General features: G+C 68.0%; 14 protein-coding genes and 1 pseudogene. 13 read left to right on the top strand and 2 right to left on the bottom strand.

Going from position 1 to position 19694, the window contains the following annotated elements; all coding sequences use genetic code 11:
* The first annotated feature begins 79 nt into the window (after positions 1-79).
* The 10 genes from M6444_RS07040 to M6444_RS07000 all read left to right on the top strand — a co-directional run bounded on the left by M6444_RS07040 (position 80) and on the right by M6444_RS07000 (position 11387).
* On the top strand, positions 80-1123 hold the full coding sequence (locus M6444_RS07040) for a 3-isopropylmalate dehydrogenase (RefSeq protein ID WP_298324754.1): 1044 nt from the start codon (positions 80-82) through the stop codon (positions 1121-1123).
* 231 nt (positions 1124-1354) lie between these two features.
* Entirely contained in the window at positions 1355-2449 is a 1095-nt protein-coding gene (locus M6444_RS07035) for a branched-chain amino acid aminotransferase (protein WP_298324751.1), read from the top strand.
* Positions 2450-2460: 11 nt separating this feature from the next.
* Positions 2461-5235: a cation-translocating P-type ATPase gene (locus tag M6444_RS07030; protein WP_298324748.1), complete on the top strand. Its 2775-nt coding sequence runs from the start codon at positions 2461-2463 to the stop codon at positions 5233-5235.
* Between the two features lie 46 nt (positions 5236-5281).
* Positions 5282-6685, top strand: a complete 1404-nt coding sequence (locus tag M6444_RS07025) for a cytochrome ubiquinol oxidase subunit I (protein ID WP_298324745.1) — start codon at positions 5282-5284, stop codon at positions 6683-6685.
* Entirely contained in the window at positions 6672-7715 is a 1044-nt protein-coding gene (locus M6444_RS07020; RefSeq protein WP_298324742.1) for a cytochrome d ubiquinol oxidase subunit II, read from the top strand. Before M6444_RS07025 ends, M6444_RS07020 begins: the two co-directional genes overlap by 14 nt.
* The gene (locus tag M6444_RS07015) at positions 7712-7912 is read left to right on the top strand and encodes a hypothetical protein (RefSeq protein ID WP_298324739.1); all 201 of its coding nucleotides are present in this window, start codon (positions 7712-7714) and stop codon (positions 7910-7912) included. The genes M6444_RS07020 and M6444_RS07015 overlap by 4 nt, the downstream gene beginning before the upstream one ends.
* Before the next feature lie 217 nt (positions 7913-8129).
* Positions 8130-9788, top strand: a complete 1659-nt coding sequence (gene cimA / locus M6444_RS07010; protein WP_298324736.1) for a citramalate synthase — start codon at positions 8130-8132, stop codon at positions 9786-9788.
* A 306-nt stretch (positions 9789-10094) separates the two neighbouring features.
* Positions 10095-10319 carry a hypothetical protein gene (locus M6444_RS07005; protein ID WP_298324733.1) on the top strand — a complete coding sequence of 75 codons (225 nt, stop codon included), beginning with the start codon at positions 10095-10097 and terminating at the stop codon, positions 10317-10319.
* A gap of 226 nt (positions 10320-10545) precedes the next feature.
* Positions 10546-10896 carry an Abi family protein gene (locus tag M6444_RS22890; protein ID WP_363326271.1) on the top strand — a complete coding sequence of 117 codons (351 nt, stop codon included), beginning with the start codon at positions 10546-10548 and terminating at the stop codon, positions 10894-10896.
* On the top strand, positions 10893-11387 hold the full coding sequence (locus M6444_RS07000) for an Abi family protein (RefSeq protein WP_363326270.1): 495 nt from the start codon (positions 10893-10895) through the stop codon (positions 11385-11387). The genes M6444_RS22890 and M6444_RS07000 overlap by 4 nt, the downstream gene beginning before the upstream one ends.
* A gap of 37 nt (positions 11388-11424) precedes the next feature.
* Here M6444_RS07000 and M6444_RS06995 read toward each other — a convergent pair whose 3' ends face one another.
* Entirely contained in the window at positions 11425-13944 is a 2520-nt protein-coding gene (locus M6444_RS06995) for a DEAD/DEAH box helicase (protein ID WP_298324728.1), read from the bottom strand.
* A 58-nt stretch (positions 13945-14002) separates the two neighbouring features.
* Here M6444_RS06995 and M6444_RS06990 point away from each other — a divergent pair, with 58 nt between their 5' ends.
* A complete protein-coding gene (locus tag M6444_RS06990) occupies positions 14003-15052 on the top strand; it encodes a biotin/lipoate A/B protein ligase family protein (protein WP_298324726.1) in 1050 nt (349 codons plus the stop codon).
* Between the two features lie 68 nt (positions 15053-15120).
* On the opposite strand, the gene M6444_RS06985 is transcribed toward M6444_RS06990, so the two are convergent.
* The gene (locus tag M6444_RS06985; RefSeq protein ID WP_298324724.1) at positions 15121-17667 is read right to left on the bottom strand and encodes a hypothetical protein; all 2547 of its coding nucleotides are present in this window, start codon (positions 17665-17667) and stop codon (positions 15121-15123) included.
* A gap of 316 nt (positions 17668-17983) precedes the next feature.
* Between M6444_RS06985 and M6444_RS06980 the strand changes: the two genes are divergently transcribed.
* Positions 17984-19366 (top strand): hypothetical protein, encoded by a 1383-nt coding sequence (locus M6444_RS06980; RefSeq protein WP_298324720.1) that lies wholly within the window; start codon positions 17984-17986, stop codon positions 19364-19366.
* A pseudogene (locus tag M6444_RS06975) lies at positions 19363-19694 on the top strand (extracellular solute-binding protein); the annotation flags it as partial. The gene M6444_RS06980 and the pseudogene M6444_RS06975, both read left to right, overlap by 4 nt.

The following is a 19694-nucleotide window of genomic DNA, read 5'->3' as shown; positions in this document are numbered from 1 at the left end:
GGCCACTAGAAGCCACGACCGCGTCCGTATCGCGGGACAGGAAGGCCGCGATACGGACGACAGTCGTACGGTGTGGCGCATGTCGCGCACTATCAGTCTGGCCGTGATTCCCGGAGACGGCATCGGCCGCGAGGTCGTCACCGAAGGTCTCAAGGTGCTCGACGCCGTCCTGGACGGCGCCGACGTCAAGGTCGACACGACAACGTACGACTTGGGCGCTCGTCGATGGCAAGCCACCGGCGAGACCTTGCCCGACGCCGTGCTCGAGGAGCTGCGGGGCCACGACGCCATCCTGCTCGGCGCGATCGGCGATCCCAGCGTCCCCAGCGGGGTGCTCGAACGTGGCCTGTTGCTCAAGCTGCGCTTCGAACTCGATCACTACGTCAATCTGCGCCCATCGCAACTGTTCCCCGGCGTGGCGACGCCGCTGCGCGACCCCGGCGAGATCGACTTCGTCGTGGTGCGCGAGGGCACCGAGGGACCCTACGTCGGCAACGGCGGCGCGCTGCGCGTCGGAACCCCGCACGAGGTGGCGAACGAGGTCAGCGTCAACACCGCCTTCGGCGTCGAACGGGTGGTCCGCGACGCGTTCGCTCGCGCTCAGGCCCGCTCCCGGCGCAAGCTCACCTACGTCCACAAGCACAACGTTCTGGTACACGCCGGACACCTGTGGCGGCGCACGGTCGAGCGAGTGAGCCAGGAGTTCCCGGACGTGACGGTCGACTACATGCACGTCGATGCCGCCACGATCTTCTTCGTCACCGACCCGGCACGCTTCGACGTCATCGTCACCGACAACCTCTTCGGCGACATCATCACCGACCTCGCAGCTGCCGTCACCGGCGGTATCGGCTTGGCCGCCAGCGGCAACGTCAACCCGGATCGCACCGCGCCGTCGATGTTCGAGCCGGTGCACGGTTCCGCCCCCGACATCGCCGGCCAGGGCGTGGCCGACCCGACGGCCACGGTCTTGTCGGTGGCGATGCTGCTCGAGCACCTCGGCCTCGACACGGCGGCAGCGCGTGTCATCGACGCGGTCCGCGCCGACCTCGGCGCGCGCGGCTCGGCTGCGCGCACCACGTCCGAGGTGGGCGACGCGTTGGCGGCGCGCGTCACGGGCTGACCGGCCGACCTGCAGCAGCCGGCGGCGATGCGTTAGGCTGTCGGCACTCTTTGTCGAGCGTCTGATCGAAGGCGCCCATGATCTGGGCGGCATTTCAGCTACGGTCGCTCGTCGACCCGGTCACGATCCAACGGGTCAAGAGCCCATCGTCGTTTACGCGGACCGCATCGGTCGGTAGCGTTCGGTAGGACGTCCAACTATCGCCCATGTCTCTTCAGGGGAGCGCGCGCCATGACAGCCACAGCACCGGCACTGGAATTCTCGACGACCTACTCGTCGAATCCGGTACCGGCGCAGCGACGCGCGGAGATCCTGGCCGACCCCGGGTTCGGCACCGCCTTCACCGATCACATGGTCACCGCGATCTGGACACCGGACGGCTGGCACGACGCGGGGCTGCGGCCGTACGCGCCGTTGTCGATCGATCCCGCGACGGCGGTGATCCACTACGGCCAGTCGGTGTTCGAAGGGCTCAAGGCGTACCGGCGCGACGACGAGTCCATCTGGCTCTTCCGTCCGGAGGCCAACGCCACACGTATGCAGCGCAGCGCTGAGCGCATGGCGCTGCCGCAACTGCCGGCCGAGTCGTTCATCGAGGCGATCGAGTTGCTGGTGCGGGCCGACGCCGCATGGGTGCCGGCCGGTGGCGAAACCAGCCTCTACGTGCGCCCGTTCATGTTCGCCTCCGAGGTCTTCCTCGGCGTCCGCCCGGCTCACCACGTCACTTTCTGCGTCATCGCCTCGCCGGCCGGCGCGTACTTCGCCTCGGGCGTCAAGCCGGTCGACATCTGGCTGTCCTCGGAGTACACCCGCGCCGCGCCGGGCGGAACGGGTGCGGCCAAGTGCGCCGGAAACTACGCCGCGAGTCTGGTCGCGCAGCAGGAGGCCATCGAGCACGGCTGTGGGCAAGTGTGCTTCCTCGACGCCGTCGAGCGGCGCTGGGTCGAGGAGCTCGGCGGCATGAATCTGTACTTCGTGCGGGCCGACGGCTCGATCGTCACACCGGAGCTGACGGGGACCATCCTCGAGGGCGTCACCCGCGATTCGATCATGACCCTGGCCGGCGACCGCGGCTACAAGGTCGAGGAGCGCAGGGTCTCGATCGACGAGTGGCGCAGCGGCGTCGAGTCTGGCGAGATCACCGAGGTCTTCGCGTGCGGGACGGCTGCTGTCGTCACGCCGCTCGGGAAGCTGAAGTGGGACGGCGGCGAGGTCGGCACCGGTGCGGAGACCGGGCCGGTGACGCAGGAGATCCGCTCGGCGCTACTGGATGTGCAGTACGGCCGCGCGGGCGATCCACACGGCTGGATGCGCCGCGTCGTGTGAGGTGAGCACGCGTGCCGCCGGACCCTTCGTTGCGCGAAGCGACGGAGGTGGCGCGCGAGCTCGGCGTCGACCCGGCGACCGGGCTGGGCTCAACTGAGGCCGCCCGGCGGCTCGCTGCGGAGGGGCCGAACGAGCTTCGGTCCCGCCCACCGGTGCCGGTGTGGCGTCGAATCCTGGGCCAGTTCCAGGACCCCCTCGTGTACCTGCTGGTGGTCGCCGTCGCGATCTCGTCGGTGGCCTGGCTGGCCGAGGGCGCGGCTGGCCTACCGGTCGACGCGATCGTCATCTCGGCGGTTCTGATCGTCAACGCCGTGCTCGGGTTCGTCCAGGAATCGCGCGCCGAGGACGCCGTGGCCGCGCTGCGGTCGATGACCGTCGCGACGTCGACCGTCCTGCGCGACGGGGAGCTGGCCACGGTGCCGTCGCCCGACCTGGTCCGAGGCGACGTGCTCGTGCTCAGCGAGGGCGATGCCGTCGGCGCCGACGCCCGGCTGGTCGAGGCCACGTCGTTGCGCCTGGGCGAGGCCGCCCTGACCGGCGAGAGCGAAGCGGTCACCAAGAACCCGGCCGTCCTGTCCGCGCCGGCCGCGCTGGGCGATCGGCACAACATGGTGTTCAAGGGCACCGCGGTCGTGCAGGGCGTGGGTCGCGCGATCGTGACGAGCACCGGCATGAACACCGAGATGGGGGCGATCGCCGAACTGCTCGAGGCGACCGAGGAGGACCCGACGCCGCTGCAACGCGAGATCACCGGCGTGAGCAAACTGCTCGGTGTCACGGTGATCGTCATCGCCGTCGTGGTGATGGCGACGATCGCGATCGTCAGCGACGTCTCGTCGGTCGACGATGCCGTGACGGTGCTGCTGCTGGGCGTGTCGCTGGCGGTGGCCGCGGTACCTGAAGGCCTGCCCGCGATCCTGTCGGTGGTGCTCGCCCTCGGTGTGCAGCGGATGGCTCGCCGCAACGCCGTGGTCAAGAAGCTGCACTCGGTCGAGGCGCTGGGCTCGGCCACCGTGATCGCCTCGGACAAGACCGGCACCTTGACCAAGAACGAGATGACCGTGCGGCGGATCGTCACCGCGTCCGGCCAGGTCGAGCTCACCGGCGTCGGGTACCGGCCCGAGGGTCAGGCGATCCTGGACGGCCGCGGGGCCGACGACGCCGCTGTGCGGACCGAGGCGCAGCTGGTCCTCGCCGGCGGCTCGCTGGCGAACAACGCCCAGCTGACTCGGCGCGACGGCGAGTGGGAGATCCAAGGCGATCCCACCGAGGCCGCCCTGCTCGCAGCGGCGCCGAAGCTGGCCGGGACGGCCGAGCGGGTGGCGGCCTACGAGCGCCGGGCGGAGGTGCCGTTCACCTCCGAGCGCAAGATGATGTCCGCCGTGGTGCACCGTCGCGCTGACGGCGCCACGCTCGTGATGGCCAAAGGCGCGCCTGACGTGCTGCTCGACCGATGCGCACAGCTCCACGTGGGTGATGCTGTCGAGGCGCTGGACGACGACCACCGGCGCGCGGCCCTGGCCGCCGTCGAGCAACTGTCGGCCGACGCCTTCCGGACCCTGGCCGTGGCCTACCGCCCCCTGGACGGCGAGGCCGGCGACGTCGACGAGTCGATCGAGCACGACCTGATCTACGTGGGCACCGTGGGGATCATCGACCCTGCGCGCCCGGAGGCCGCTGACGCTGTCGCCGAAGCTCGCGCCGCAGGCATCCGGATCTTGATGATCACCGGTGACCATCCCGCCACGGCGGCCCGGATCGCCGCCGACCTCGGCATCGTCGAACCCGGTGCGAAAGCCGTGACCGGACCCGAGCTCGACCAGCTGAGCTCGGCGGAGATGCGCGAGGTGGCCCGCACGACCTCGGTCTACGCGCGGGTGGCGCCGGAGCACAAGTTGACCATCGTCGACGCGCTGCAAGCCGACGGGAACGTCGTCGCGATGACCGGCGACGGGGTGAACGACGCCCCCGCGCTGAAGTCCGCCGACATCGGCATCGCGATGGGCATCACCGGAACCGAGGTGACCAAGGACGCGGCGAAGATGATCCTCGGCGACGACAACTTCGCGACCATCGTCGCCGCCGTGCGCGAAGGCCGGGTCATCTTCGACAACATCAGGAAGTTCCTGCGCTACCTGCTCTCGTCGAACATGGGCGAGGTGTGCACGGTGTTCTTCGGCGTCGTGCTCGCCGGCGTCATCGGATTGACCGACGTGAGCGGCGATGGCGTGGTGGTGCCCCTCTTGGCGACGCAGATCCTGTGGATCAACCTGATCACCGATTCCGGGCCCGCCCTCGCGATGGGGATCGACCCGATGACCGACGATGTGATGGCTCGCCGACCGCGCCGGCTGTCCGATCGGATCATCGACGCCCGGATGTGGCGCGGCGTCGTGTCCATCGGGCTGGTGATGGGGCTCGCGTCCCTGTTCGCCATCGACATCTTCCTGCCCGGCGGGTTGGTCGACGGCGACGACTCACTCGACGTGGCCCGCACGGCAGGCTTCACCACACTGGTGTTCGCCCAGCTTTTCAACGCGTTCAACTCCCGGTCGGAGACGACGAGCGCCTTCCATCGGCCGTTCGTGAACCCCTGGCTGTGGGGTGCGGTGGCGCTGGCGGTCGTTCTGCAGGTCGCCGTCGTGGAGTTGCCGTTCCTCCAGGTCGCCTTCGCCACGGCGTCCATGGACCTGGGGCACTGGGCGGTGTGTGTCGCGATGGCGTCGACGGTCCTGTGGTTCGACGAGGTCCGCAAGCTCGCCTACCGCGCACTCGAGCGCAGATGAGCCGGGCGCTTCGTTTGGGTGTCGTGGGCTCGGGTACGACGCGCTCGTGCCGATTGACTTCGCTACGACGGGCCTGATCGAGTTCGCTCGGGCCGCACTTCCGGGTGTCGACCAGCCGTACTTGTTCGAGGCCCGGCAGATGCAGGCGCTCTCGCTCGCCGTGCACATCCCGCTCGTGTGCTTCGGCGTCGCCTTCCCCGCGATGGTCCTCTACATGGAAGGCCTCTACGTCCGCACCGGCGACCCGCTCTACAAGGTGATCGCCAAGCGCTGGTCGAAGGTCATGCTGATCTTGTTCGCGGTGGGCGCGGTGACCGGGACCATCCTGTCCTTCGAGCTCGGCCTGTTGTGGCCGGAGTTCATGGAACGTTTCGGCGAAGTGTTCGGGATGGCCTTCGCGCTCGAGGGCGTCGCGTTCTTCCTCGAGGCGATCTTCATCGCCATCTACGTCTACGGATGGGACCGCATCTCACCGCGGGCGCACCTGTTGACCGGAATTCCGGTCGTGATCGCGGGCTTCACCGGCTCGCTCATGGTGATCGGGGTCAACGGCTGGATGAACGACCCCGGCGGGTTCGAATTGGACTCCGACGGCAACGTCACCGGTGTCAATCCGTTCGCTGCGTTCGTCAACTCCAACGTCTGGCACGAGTGGGTGCACATGTACCTCGCCGGCTTCCTCGTCGCGGGGTTCATCGTGGCCGGGGTGTACGCCTTCTCGTGGCTGCGCGGCCACCGGGACCGGTTCCGCCAGGTCGCGATGGTGGTCCCGCTGACCTTCGCGTGCCTGGCCGCGCCCATTCAGGTGGTGGTCGGTGACTGGGCCGGTCGAACCGTGGCCGAGGAGCAGCCGACCAAACTCGCCGCGTTCGAAGGGCTCGAGCAGACCACCCGGGGCGCGGACCTGCGGCTCGGCGGGATCATGATCGGCGACGAGATCTACGGCAGTGTGTCCATTCCCGACGGTCTGTCGTTGCTGGCCCATCATGACCCGAACGCCGAGGTCGAAGGGTTGAACGCGGTACCGGCCGATGAGCGGCCCCCGGTTCCTGTCGTGCGCAACGCCTTCCAGGTGATGATCGGGATCGGCACCGGCCTGGCGTTGCTCGCCGTCGTCTATCTCGTCACGGCGGTACGTCGAGGTAGACCGCCACGATCAAAGTGGTTCTACATCGCGGTCGTGGCCGCCGGTCCGGCCGCGCTGGTCGCGCTGATCGCCGGATGGATCGTCACCGAGGTCGGTCGCCAGCCGTGGATCGTCTACCGGGTGATGCGGGTGAGCGAGGCGGTCACCGGCGCCGAGGGAATCCCCGTCGGCTACGCCACGCTGGCGCTGGTCTACGCGGCGCTCGCGGTGATCGTGCTGTACCTGTTGCGCCGGCTCGCACACCGGCCGATCGAGCTCGAGGCCGAGTCGGCGGCGCGGGGGGTCGACGATGGCTCTGGCTGAACTCAATGCGGCCGTCCTCCTGCTGGGATTGACGGCGTATGCCGTGCTCGGCGGGGCCGATTTCGGCGCCGGGTTCTGGGATCTGACCGCCGGCGGGGCGCGGCGAGGGGCGCGCCTTCGAGGCATGGTGAAAAACGCGATGGGGCCGGTGTGGGAGGCCAACCACGTCTGGCTGATCTTCGTGCTGGTGGTGTTCTGGACCGCGTTCCCGCGTGCGTTCGGCCCGGTGATGCAGACCCTCTACGTGCCGCTGTACCTGGCCGGAGTCGGGATCATCTTCCGCGGCGCGGCGTTCGCACTACGCGGTGAGGCCGCGACGATCGTGGAGGCTCGGCTGCTCGGCGGGGCGTTCGCCCTCGCCTCGGTGGCGGTCCCGTTCTTCCTGGGCGCGGTGGTGGGTGCGGTGGCGTCGGGCCAGGTGCCCGCGGAAGGCGCCGGCGACGCCTGGGAGAGTTGGACCGGGCCGTTCCCGCTGTACATCGGGGTACTGACCGTCGGCGCCGGTGCCTACATCGCCGCGGTCTTTCTGGCCGGTGACTCGGTGCGTGTCGGCCAGGAGGACCTCGCGCGCGCCTTCCGGTGGCGTGCGCTCGCTGCCGCCCTCGTCACCGGCGTCCTCGCGATCGCGGGTCTGTTCGTGGCCAGGTCACAGGCGCGCGGACTCTACGACGGGCTCACCTCCGGTGGTGGCGTCGTCGCCGTGGTGGTGTCGGCGCTGGCCGGTGTCGTCGCCCTCGCGCTGGTGTGGCGAGAGCACTACGAGCCGGCTCGATATGCCTCGGCCGTGGCCGTGGCCGCGACCGTTGCAGGGTGGGGATTGGCGCAGCGGCCGGACTTCCTGCCCGGTGCACTGAGCCTCGACGAGGCCGCCGCCGGCCGGCCCACCCAGATCGCCATCCTGGTCAGTATGGGGATCGCCCTGCTGATCCTGGCACCGTCGTTGTGGTTGCTGTTCCGGCTGACCTTGGCCGGTCGCCTCGACACCGACTTCCACCCGATCGCCGCCGCGGATCGGCGTGATGAGCCATGACTCCGCGCACCCTCACCCTGGCCGCGCTCGCCGCCCTCGTCGTCGGCGTCGGACTCATGGTTCTCTTCGACACGGCCGCGACCCTCGTCGTCAGCGTCGTGTTGCTGTTCGCCTACCTGGTCTTGGGGGTATTCGCCATCGCCGCCCCGGAACACCTCGGTGAGCTGGGCGATCGCGACGACAGCCCGGGCGACTGAGACCGCCTGAGCAGGCCTGGACAGGGGCGGATCGGGCGGAGTGCAGCTCACGGGCTCGCCGGAGTATGCAATACTACGGGACGATGACCCTGCACCTGATTATTACGTAGGCGCGTCGGCACCCGAGCACCATGCCAGGCGCGCAGACCCTTCGCATCCGTGCGGAGGGTTTTTTGTTTGCTGCCCCCGGATTTCACCACGACAGTGAGGACAGATCGTGACCAGCGCAGACGGACCAGCAACCGCGGTGGACCCGGAACGGTTCCACGTCTACGACACGACTCTTCGCGACGGCGCACAGCAGGAAGGGTTGTCGCTGTCCGTCCAAGACAAGCTGGCCATCGCCGCTCACTTGGACGAGCTCGGTGTCGGGTTCATCGAAGGGGGCTGGCCGGGCGCGGTGCCCAAGGACACCGAGTTCTTCAACCGTGCTCGCAAGGAGCTGCACCTCACGAACGCGACCCTCGCGGCGTTCGGCGCCACTCGCAAACCCGGCGGCCGGGCCAGTAGTGACGAACTCGTCCGGGCGTTGCTCGACGCCGAGACCTCCGTCGTGACGTTGGTGGCCAAGAGTCACGCCGGACACGTCGAACGGGCCTTGCGCACCACGCTCGACGAGAACCTCGCGATGATCCGCGACACCGTCTCGTTCCTCACCGGGCAGGGACGACGCGTGTTCCTCGACGCCGAGCACTTCTTCGACGGCTACCGCCTCAACCCGGGTTACGCGGTCGAAGCGATCCAGACCGCCGCCGAAGCCGGTGCCGATGTCGTGGCCTTGTGCGACACCAACGGCGGCATGCTGCCCGACGACGTACGCGCCATCGTCGCCGAGGTGGCCGAAACGACCGGTCTGCGCCTGGGGATGCACGCGCACAACGACACCGGCTGCGCTGTGGCCAATACGCTCGCGGCCGTGGACGCCGGCGCCACCCACGTGCAGGGCACCGTGAACGGCACGGGGGAGCGCACCGGCAACGCCGACATCATCACCATCGTGGCCAACCTCGAGCTGAAGCGGCAGCGTCGCGTCGTTCCGGCCGGCGCGCTGCAGGAATCCACCCGGATTGCGCACGCGATCGCCGAGCTGACCAACATCGCGCCGTACTCGCGCCAGCCCTACGTCGGCGCCAGCGCCTTCGCTCACAAAGCGGGCCTGCACGCCAGCGCCATCAAGGTGGACCCCGACCTCTACCAGCACGCTGAGCCCGCCGACGTGGGCAACGACATGCGCCTGCTCGTCTCCGACATGGCCGGGCGGGCCAGCATCGAACTCAAGAGCCGCGAACTGGGCTACGACGTCTCCGGCGAACCGGAGCTCGTCACCACGCTGACCCGGCGGGTCAAGGAGCTCGAAGCCGCGGGCTACACGTTCGAGGCCGCGGACGCGTCGTTCGAGCTGCTCCTGCGCGCCGCCATCGAAGGCGGCCCGATCAGACTCTTCGACGTCGAGTCGTGGCGCGTCATCACCGAGTCCAGGCCCGGCGGCGACGCGGTGAGCGAGGCCACCGTCCGGCTACGCGCCGGCGGAGAGCGGGCCGTGGTCACCGGCGAGGGCAACGGCCCGGTCAATGCGTTGGACCACGCCCTGCGCACCGCGATCGGCACGCTCTACCCGGAGATCGCCAAACTCGAGCTGATCGACTTCCGGGTGCGCATCCTCGAGGCGGCGCACGGCACCGACGCGACGACCCGGGTGCTGGTCGAGATGACCGACGGATCGACGTCGTGGGAGACCGTGGGTGTGGGCGCCAACATCGTCGAGGCTTCGTGGGAAGCCCTCGTGGACGCGGTCACCTACGGCCTGCTCCGCCAGGGCGCGTCAGGTGAAGAGCCGAAAAGCGCTGGACATCACGGCGGAGGCGTCCGCCCATGATGGTAAGGAATCAACTTCGAGGATAGTGCGTCGGAGAGGTTCGGTGTCGTACAGTTCGACCCGCCAACCGTTGTGGTCGTGGTCGAGGATCCCCCGGATCACTCTGTGGTCCCTTCTCGCTTCGTTGCGTCTGGAGGGCGGACAACGTGAATTGTGTCACGTCGCGGGGGAGATGTCGTCCTGGTTCCGCTCGACGGCGTGGCGACGCTGGCACCGTCACATCTTGGCCACAAGTCTCGTGATGAGCGGTGGGCATGGGTTATTTTCGTGCTCACGCGAGAAGGCCCGCCGGACGGAGGCTGTCTCATGCAACGAGCAGAGTCGTTCCAGCACATTGCGGAGTCCTGTGGCCACGATGCCTGTGGCTGCCCGGAGATGTTCGTCGATCACAACGCCCCGCCCGAGCGTCGGATCGTCATCGTCGACGACTACGGCCAACGGATCCAGATGAGTGCGGCCCGGTTCCGCGGCATCGTCGAAGCCGCGAAGAACGGCGCCCTGGACTACCTGCAAGAGCCGCTCAGCGCCTGACACTCAGCGTCGCTCGCCCCGGTCGCTGGGTGGTTGCACCTTGACCGCGGAGCTGGTTGATCGACCGTTGGTCTCCGGGCTACGATGAGATCACTAAGACCGGTTCCGCCTACTCTGTAGGTCCAGGGCCGGTCCTCATTTTTTCTCTGCTCGGGCGGTTCCATTGCACGCGGTCAAGGCGTACCGCACCTACGAACAGCAAGTCGATCTGCTCAGCCTGCGCGGCATGGACGTCGGCGATCGAGACGACGCAGTCGCCGCCCTCCAGCGGATCAACTACTACCGCCTCAGCGGATACTGGTATCCATTCCGGCGACAAAATGGAACAAGCCGGACCGACGACTTTTATCGCGGCACTCGGCTAGTCGACGTTGTTGCCCTGTACGACTTCGACGCCAGGCTCCGAGCGGGGACCTTCTCTGTCCTCGCGCCGATCGAACTGGCCATCCGTGCGCTGTTGGGTCACGAGCTCGGCCGGATTGACCCGTGTGTTCACTTGGAGCCGAGCATGCTCAACCACAGGGCTCGGCGAGGGGGGCCTATCCCAAGTGGCTTGCTTCTTATCAAGCCGAGTTGAAGTCGTCGCGCGAAGATTTCGTCGCGCACCACAACGCGAAGTACGGCGGGACGCTGCCGGTGTGGGCCGCAGTCGAGGTGCTGGATTGGGGTGGATTGACCTATTTGTATGGATTCGCTCCACGTAGTGTGCAAGACAAGATCGCCGCGTCGTGCGGCTTGCGTTCACCACAACTGGAAAGTTGGCTCAAGGCCCTCAACCTGGTGCGTAGCACCTGTGCGCACCACGGCCGTCTCTTCAATCGAGTGCACACGATCACTCCGAAGCTGCCTTCAGTCGGATTACACCCAGACCTTGATTCAGCGACAGCAGAGTGGAACCGCACGTTCGGCCAACTGACACTGATCCAGTTCCTTCTCACCCGTCTCCGGCTCGGCCGAACGACACTTCTGCCGGCCGTCGTCAACTCGTTCCCTGCCGTTCGTGCCGTACCTCTGGGACATCTCGGCGCACAGAATGACTGGAGGACCGCGAGTCCGCTGTGGAGCTGAACCCGCATCGGCGGTCTCAGCCATCGTGGTTCGTGCACTAGAGCTGGCCGACGGCGGTGATCTCGATGACCGGCTGCCCGGCCGCATTCGAGGCCGCCAGATCGACGGTCGCGCTGATGCCCCAGTCGTGGTCGCCGGCTGGGTCGTCGAAGATCTGGCGAATCTCCCAGCGGTCGGCGTGCTCGGTGATGATGAGCATCGCGGCGCTGCGTGCGTCGGGGCCGATGCCGATGTCGGCATGCTCGTCGAAGTACGGCTCCAGCGCGTCCGCCCACGCGTCGGCGTCCCAGCCGGACTCCTCGTCCAGTGCACCGAGCTCGTCCCACCATCGTCGCGCCGCCAGCTCGACTCGCCGGAACAAGGCGTTTCGGACCGAGACGGTGAAGGCCCGGCGATTCGCCGTGATCGGCCGGGGCGCGTCGTCGGTGGCGGTCGGGGTCCGGACCTGCTCGGGCGCCTCGCCCGGATCGCGCAGCGCCTCCCACTCGTCCAGCAGGCTGGAATCGACCTGGCGCACCAGTTCGCCGAGCCACTCCACGATGTCGGTGAGCTCGTCGGTGCGCACCTCGTCCGGCACGGTCTGCCGAAGCGCGCGGTAGGCGTCGGCGAGGTAGCGCAGGACCAGCCCTTCGGACCGGGCCAGGCCGTAGAAGGCGATGTACTCGCCGAACCCCATCGCGCGTTCGTAGAGGTCACGCGCCACCGACTTCGGCGACAGCTCGTAGTCGCCGACCCACGGGTGGCTCTGGCGATACATGGTGAACGCAGCCTCGAGCAGTTCGTCGAGCGGTCTGGGATGGGTGACGTCCTCGAGTAGCTCCATCCGCTCGTCGTACTCGATGCCATCGGCCTTCATCGCCGCGATGGCCTCGCCGCGCGCCTTGTGCTGCTGTGCGGACAACACCTGCCGCGGATCGTCCAGCGTGGACTCCACCACCGACAGCACGTCGAGGCTGTAGGTCGGTGACTCCGGGTCGAGAAGGTCGAAGGCGGCCAGGGCGAACGGTGACAGCGGCTGGTTGAGGGCGAAATCCGGCGGCAGATCCACGGTCAGCCGGACGGTGCGGCCCTGGGCACCCGGCTGGTCGAGCGGCTCGACGACGTCGGCGGCCAACAGCGCGCGGTAGATGGCGATGGCGGCACGGACGTGAGTACGGAACCGTCCCGGCGGCTCGTGGTTGTCGGCGAGCAGCCGGCGCATGGTGGCGAAGGCGTTACCCGGGCGGCCGATCACACCGAGCACCATGGCGTGGGTCACGGCGAAGCTGGACGTCAGCGGCTCCGGTTCGGCGGCGACCAGGCGCTGCATCGTCTTCTCGCTCCACGAGACGAAGCCCTCGGGCGGCTTCTTCCGGGTGACCTTGCGGCGCTTCTTCGCATCGTCGCCGGCCTTGGCCAGCGCCCGCTCGTTCTCGATCTCGTGCTCCGGTGCCTGGACGACGACCTCGCCGAGCGTGTCGTAGCCGGCGCGGCCGGCCCGTCCGGCGATCTGGTGGAACTCACGCGCCGAGAGCTGGCGAGTCTTGACCCCGTCGTACTTGGTCAGCCCGGAGAACACCACGGTGCGGATCGGCACGTTGATACCCACGCCGAGGGTGTCCGTCCCGCACACGACCTTGAGCAACCCGGCCTGCGTGAGCCGCTCGACCAGGCGCCGGTACTTCGGCAGCATGCCGGCGTGGTGCACGCCGATGCCGTGGCGCACCAGCCGGGAGAGCACCTTGCCGAAGCCGGAACTGAACCGGAACCCGCCGATCTCTTCGGCGATCCGGTCACGTTGCTCGCGGCTGGCGACGTTGACGCTGGTCAGCGACTGAGCTCGGTCCACCGCGGCGGCCTGGGTGAAGTGGACGACGTACACGGGCGCGCGGTGTGTGCTCAACAGCTCGTCGAGCAGATCGTGCATGGGCTGGCGGGAGTACGAGAAGGTCAACGGGACCGGTCGTTCGGCCGACGTGACGACGGCGACCTCGCGGCCGGTGCGCCGCAACAGGTCCTTCTCGAAGAAGGTGACGTCGCCGAGCGTGGCCGACATCAGCAGGAACTGCGCGTTGGTCAGTTCCAGCAGCGGCAGCTGCCACGCCGTGCCTCGTTGGGGGTCGGCGTAGAAGTGGAACTCGTCCATGACGACCTGGCCGACGTCGGCCTCGGCGCCGTCGCGTAAGGCGATGTTGGCCAGGATCTCGGCGGTGCAACAGATGATGGGAGCGCCCGGGTTGACGCTGGAGTCGCCGGTCATCATGCCGACGTTGTCGGCGCCGAAGATGTCGATCAACGCGAAGAACTTCTCCGACACCAGCGCTTTGAGCGGCGCGGTGTAGAACGAGCGCCGTCCGTCGGCGAGCGCGGCGAAGTGGGCTGCGACGGCGACCAGGCTCTTGCCCGAACCGGTCGGGGTGCTGAGGATCACGTGCGAGCCGGAGACCAGCTCGATCAACGCTTCCTGCTGCGCCGGGTAGAGCTCGAGGCCCTGCTCACCGGCCCAGTCGGTGAAGGATTCGTACAACGCGTCCGGGTCGGTCGCGCCGTCGGCCGGGATGGTCAGCTGCGCGGGCACGGTTCCCGAGCCTACGTGAGGACGGAACACCGCGCGGCACGCGACGGTTGCAGCGAACATGCATGGTGAATACAAGGTGCCCGGTGGCAAGCTCGTCGTGGTCGACCTGGAGACCGACGGTGAGGTGATTCGCCAGGCCCGGCTCAGCGGTGACTTCTTCCTCGAACCCGATGACGCGCTCGAGCGCATCGATGCGGCGTTGATCGGCGCACCGGTCAGCGCCTCGGCCGCGCAACTGGCTGCCCGGATCGACGCCGTCCTCGGTGACGGGGTGGACATGATCGGTTTCTCCTCCGACGCGGTCGCCTTCGCCGCACGCCGTGCGCTGGCCGGAGCGACGAGTTGGACCGATCACGAGTGGCACTTCCTCCACGAAGGCCCGCAGGAGCCGGCGCTGCAGATGGCGTTGGAGGAGGTGCTGGCCGAGCAGGTGGGTGCCGGTGTGCGTGCCCCCACGCTGCGGGTGTGGGAGTGGGCGTCCAACGCCGTCATCATCGGCAGCTTCCAGTCGTTGAGCAACGAGGTCGACCTCGACGGCGCCGCGAAACACGACGTCACCGTCGTCCGCCGGATCAGCGGCGGGGGAGCGATGTTCGTCGAACCGGGCAACACCATCACGTATTCGCTGTACGTGCCCGAGTCGTTGGTGTCGGGGCTGTCGTTCGTCGACTCCTACGCCTTTCTCGACGAGTGGGTGATCGCCGCACTGCGTGAACTCGGCATCGAGGCGACTTACCAGCCGATCAACGACATCACCTCGCCGGTCGGCAAGATCGCCGGCGCCGCGCAGAAGCGGCTGGCCGGCGGCGTCGTCGTGCACCACGTGACCATGGCCTACGACATCGACGCGGCGAAGATGGTCCAGGTCCTGCGGATCGGTCGCGAGAAGATGTCGGACAAGGGCACGACCAGCGCGATCAAGCGCGTCGACCCGCTGCGTTCGCAGACCGGCCTGTCGCGCGCTGAAGTCATCGACCGGATGGTGGCGACGTTCCGGTCCCGCTACGGGCTGATCGACGACTCGTTGGACGAGCAGACCTTGGCCGTGGCCAAGGACCGCGTGGCGACGAAGTTCGGCACCGACGAGTGGCTCACTCGGGTGCCGTGAGCGCCGGTGCGCCATCGCGTGGAGAGGTCCGGTGGCCCGGGACGCGTGCCCGGACCACCGGACCATCGTCAGGACTGCGCGGTGTAGGTCGCGGTGACGTGAATGCGACCGGTCAGTCCGGACAGGTCGATGCTCTGGTCGTCGGCGTCGAACGGGCGGCTCTGGCCGTTCACCTCTACGCCGGTGAGCTCGTGCCCGTCCGGCACGCGCAGCCGTAGGTGCACCGACCGGTCGGCCGCCTCGGCCGGGATCCGGACCGTCGCGCGCACGGTTCCGTCCTCGATCGCGGAGCGGATGTCGAGGCTGACCGGGCCGAGCGACGTGGGCAGCTGCGTGGCCTGGACCCGTTCGCCGTCGGCGAGCCATCCGCGTGGCGTGGCGAAGCCGAGTTGGAGCCCGCGGGTCGCGCCGTCGTGGTCGGTGACCTCACGCACGAGGGCGTCCCGCAGCGTCTTGAGCCACGCTGCGTTGTTCGCGCTCAGCGGCGCCAGCCAAGAACCGCGGAAGAAGCCGAGCTCCGGGCACGGGTCGATGTTGGCGCCTTCGCCGACCACGAACGTGTTGCGGGAGAACCCGTGCGCGAGCTGGCCGTACAGCGACAGCACCTGGCGGTCGGGTTCGTCGGTCTGCGAGAGCAGCCGGGTGTACTGGTAGCCGTACACCTGGTCGACCCCGGTGCCCTCGTATCCGGCCAGCCCGTCGGGCTTGCACTCGCCGATCGGCTGACCGGTGTAGTTGAACCGGACCATGCCGAGGAACGTGCCACCGTGGTTGTGCACGTAGTCGAGCAGCTTCTCCTGCTCCTGCGGGGTGAAGAACCCGGACGCGTACCCGTAGTAGGTGAGCAGGTTCCAGTAGCTCGACTCGCGGGATTCGGTGATGGCCTCGTACGGCTCCTGCGGGACCAGGAGCTCACGAGGGAGGAACAGCGATCCGTCCGGGAGCTCCCGCAGCGAATCGTCGACAACGGTGCGCAGGGCCTGCGAGAACTCGTCGAACGGCGGCTGGTACTGCTGTACGAGGTCGTCGAGACCCAGCTCGCGCATCACCTGGAGCATGTCGCGCCAGCCCTGCCACGCGACGAGCTGATGGTGCGTCCAGTAGCCTTCGGCCCACTCGTCCTCACAGCAACGCTGCTGCTCAAGGATGCCGTGCGGGTCGGCGGCTGCCTGTGCGACGTAGTCGTCCAGGTACGTACGCAGCACCGGCAGGTTCTCCAGGACGAACTCATCGTCCCGGCTGAGCTGGTAGTACCGGGCGGTTCCCAGCAGCTTGGCGCCCTGTTCCCAGTTGCGGTACACCACCGGGTAGGCGGGCCCGCCTTTGGTGAAGTGGAGCAGCGTCTGCAGGTTGGTGCGGAAGTCGTCGAGTTGGCCGAACTCGCCCAGCTGCGACACGGTGTCGACCATCTCCGGGACGTAGGGCTGCTCATAGAAGTTGCCGATGCTGTACTTCCAGCCCATGGTGAGGTTCTGGATCAAGATGTTGCGCATCGCGTCCATCACGTAGGGCTCGGGGACCGAAATGTCGGTAGCCGAGCGCAGCTGCCGGTTCCAGTACCGCGTCACCTTCGCCCGAGCGACGTCGTACTGAGGTTTCCCGACGATCGGTCCCTGGCCCCGCACCGTGGTCGGGTTGTTCAGTACAGCGAGGTGGATCGTGGCCGGGCCGTCGGTGAGGTCGAGGTCGAAGACCAGGTCACGGCCCTCGAGCCGGACGTCACCGCCGCGCTGGGCTCGACGGTCGAAAGCGAGCACGACCGATCCGTCTGACTCGAGCCGGTCGCCACGCAACACCAGGTCGCCGCCTTCAGGGCCGTCGACGTGGACGCGGAAGGTGGTCTGCTCCGTTGCTGCGTCCGCCGTGGCGGTGAAGCGCACGAAGCTGACCAGGGAGTCGGTGCGAGGCGTGCGTCCGGCGAAGGACTCTTGGTGGTACCGGACGCCGTCAGCGTCGTCGTAGTCGGTGATCAGGATCGGCAGGTATCCGTCTGCCAGGGTCGGCGGCTGCAGCCGGCCCAAGTCGGAGCCGTAGCGTTCTTCGCCGTCGGCGCCGACGAAGAACGACGTGCGCCGGAAGTTCGAGCAGCGTACGTTGAACGCCTCGGAGTAGTCCTTGGTGTAGGGCGCTGCCGCGCAGTCGGTGTGCCAGTCGGCCGTGATCCCGCTGCCGTCCGCAGTGTGCAGGGCGTAATGCGCGGTCGACGGCTCCGGCTGCGACTGGGTGTTCGCAGTGTCGCCGGTCGGCAGAGTGAGCGGCAGATAGTAGTAGCCGGTGTCGGAAACGCCCATCGAGCCGGTCTCGGGCTCGTTCGTGGCGATGCCTCCAGTGGCCAGCGGTACGAGATAGTCCTTGACGTTGTCGAAGGTCGGGCCTTCGGGCATACCCATGACGTGCTCGCCCCACAGGTCCACGTTCGACCTGAGCGCGGTGCGGACGCCGTCGATGTACGTCTCGTCCGGGGTCGGCCACTGCTGCTCGTCGGCGACCGGCGGTGGGGGTGCGTCACTTTCGTGACCCAGTGCCAGTACCCCGGGCGCGGCCGCGGTGACGAGTGCGGCGGTGGTGATCGTCACGACGATGCGTCGTCGTCTCGGCGATGGGAAGGAACTCATGGGTCTCCGTTCGTTGCGCCGTGATCCTCGATCGTCGGTTCGAGGAATGATCGGAATACGATCAGCCTGTGATCGTAAATCGATCAAAAATGATTGTCTGGCAGTCTGGAGTCGAACCATGGCGACGTCAAGACCCGGAGCATCGATTTCGCCTGCGTATGCGGTCGACTTTGGTTGCCAGATCACGATTCAATGACATTCGCTTGACCCTCTTGCCGATGGCTCGGCCGGGGTTGAATGATGAGCCGACTTAAATACGAGCGATTTTCGATCGCGTTGGTGGTCAGCTGTGGCCGCAGAGTCGGGAGGTTCGGTCATGCGCGTGCGCTTGGGTCTGATCGTGCCGGCCGAGGCGCGCGCCTTGTTCCGGCGTGGCCTCGAGGGACTCGACGGTGTCAGCGTTCGATGGGGCGTCTACGACGACGAGGCGTCGATCCGGGCGACGGTCGAACAGGTGCTGCCCGAATGTGACGCGCTGTGCTTCGCCGGCGCGCTGCCGCTCGAGCGGGCGCTGCCGGTGATTCCGGACGACATGCCCTATGTCGACGTGGCTCCGACGCCGCTGGACATCTCACTGAGCTTCCTGCGTGCCCGTGCCCTGGGTATCGAGCTCACGCCGGTCAGCATCGACAGCGTCCCCGAACAGATGGTCGCCGACCTGCTGGCCGAGCTGGGTCTGGGAAGCGAGTCGGTGGCGGTGCTGCCGTTCGACGGTCAGGCCAGCCCGGAGGAGATCGCCGAGTTCCATCGGCGCCAGCAGACGGCCATCGGGGCGCGCTATGCGCTGACCGCCCGCAACAGCGTGTTCCACCTGCTCGACGGTGCGCTCGGTGCACCTGTCGTCCGGGTGTTGCCCAGCGCGTCGACGATCACGGCGACGGTCCGGGAGCTGAGCCTGCGAGCCGTGTCGATCCGTAAAGAGGATCTGCATCTGTCCGCGGCGCTGTTCTGTGCCGAGCCGACGACGTCTGCCGAGGCCACGGCGTCCGGTGCGGCCGGCGTTCCCGCGCCGGCCGAGCGGATCGCAGCGGTGCTGCGGTCCACGACGGGTTGGAAGGACGCGTGGATCGACGTCCGGTCCGATACGCGGGTCCTGGTCCTCGGGCACAAGAAGCTCATGCAGGACATGACCCATCAGTGGCGCTCGCTCGACGTTCTGGACCAGCTCGGCGATCTGGTGCGCTGCCGGGTGGTCGCGGGGTTCGGGCTGGGAGAGTCGACCCGCAGTTGCATCCACTACGCGACGCTGGCGGCGGAGCGGGCGCTCCAGGCAGGCACCCCGTGCGCGTTCCTGATGACCGAGCAGGGCGTGGTGCTCGGGCCGCTGCTCGACACCGGTGAGCGCCCCACGCGGTTCCAATTCAAGACCGACGACGCTGTGCTCGAGCGCCTCAGCCGCCACACCGGGCTCGGGGTGGCCACCTTGACCCAGCTCATCGAACTCGACCGGCGGCTCGATGGCGCCAGCATCTCCGCCGACGAACTGGGCACCAGCCTCAACCTGACCGCAACCAGCGGGCGACGAATCGTCCGAGCGCTGCGCCAGGACGGCCTGGTGACCACGGTCGGGTCGTCCCAGCCGGCCACCCGCGGGCGACCCAAGCATCTCTACCGACTCCGCTTCAGCGACTACCTGCGTGGTGACAGCGCGTCGCGGCACGACCGAGCCGACATCGGCGACGAGAGGACAAGAACATGAGACGTGTCATGGGTAAGACCGTTGCCCTGGCCGCCGTCGCGACGGCCGCCGCGCTCACCGCGACCGGCTGCTCGGCCACGAGTGGAGGCGGCGAGCCGCAAAGCGACGAGTCCGCCGCTCCCAGCGGCGAGCTCGAATTCTGGACGATCAACCTGAAGGAGGGTTACCAGGACTACATCGAGGGGTTGATCGCGGATTACGAGGCCGATCACGACGGTGTGACGATCAACTGGGTGGACGTCAGCGACTACCAGCAGACCCAGACGAGGCTGATCAGCGCCCTGGCCAGCGGCGACATTCCCGATGTGGTGAACGTGACCCCGTTCAT

This window comes from Haloactinopolyspora sp. (assembly GCF_027324685.1).
In the GTDB taxonomy this organism is placed as follows: Bacteria; Actinomycetota; Actinomycetes; order Jiangellales; family Jiangellaceae; genus Haloactinopolyspora.
Note: the sequence above shows the minus strand (reverse complement) of the source record. Positions and strands in the feature narration are given on the sequence as shown.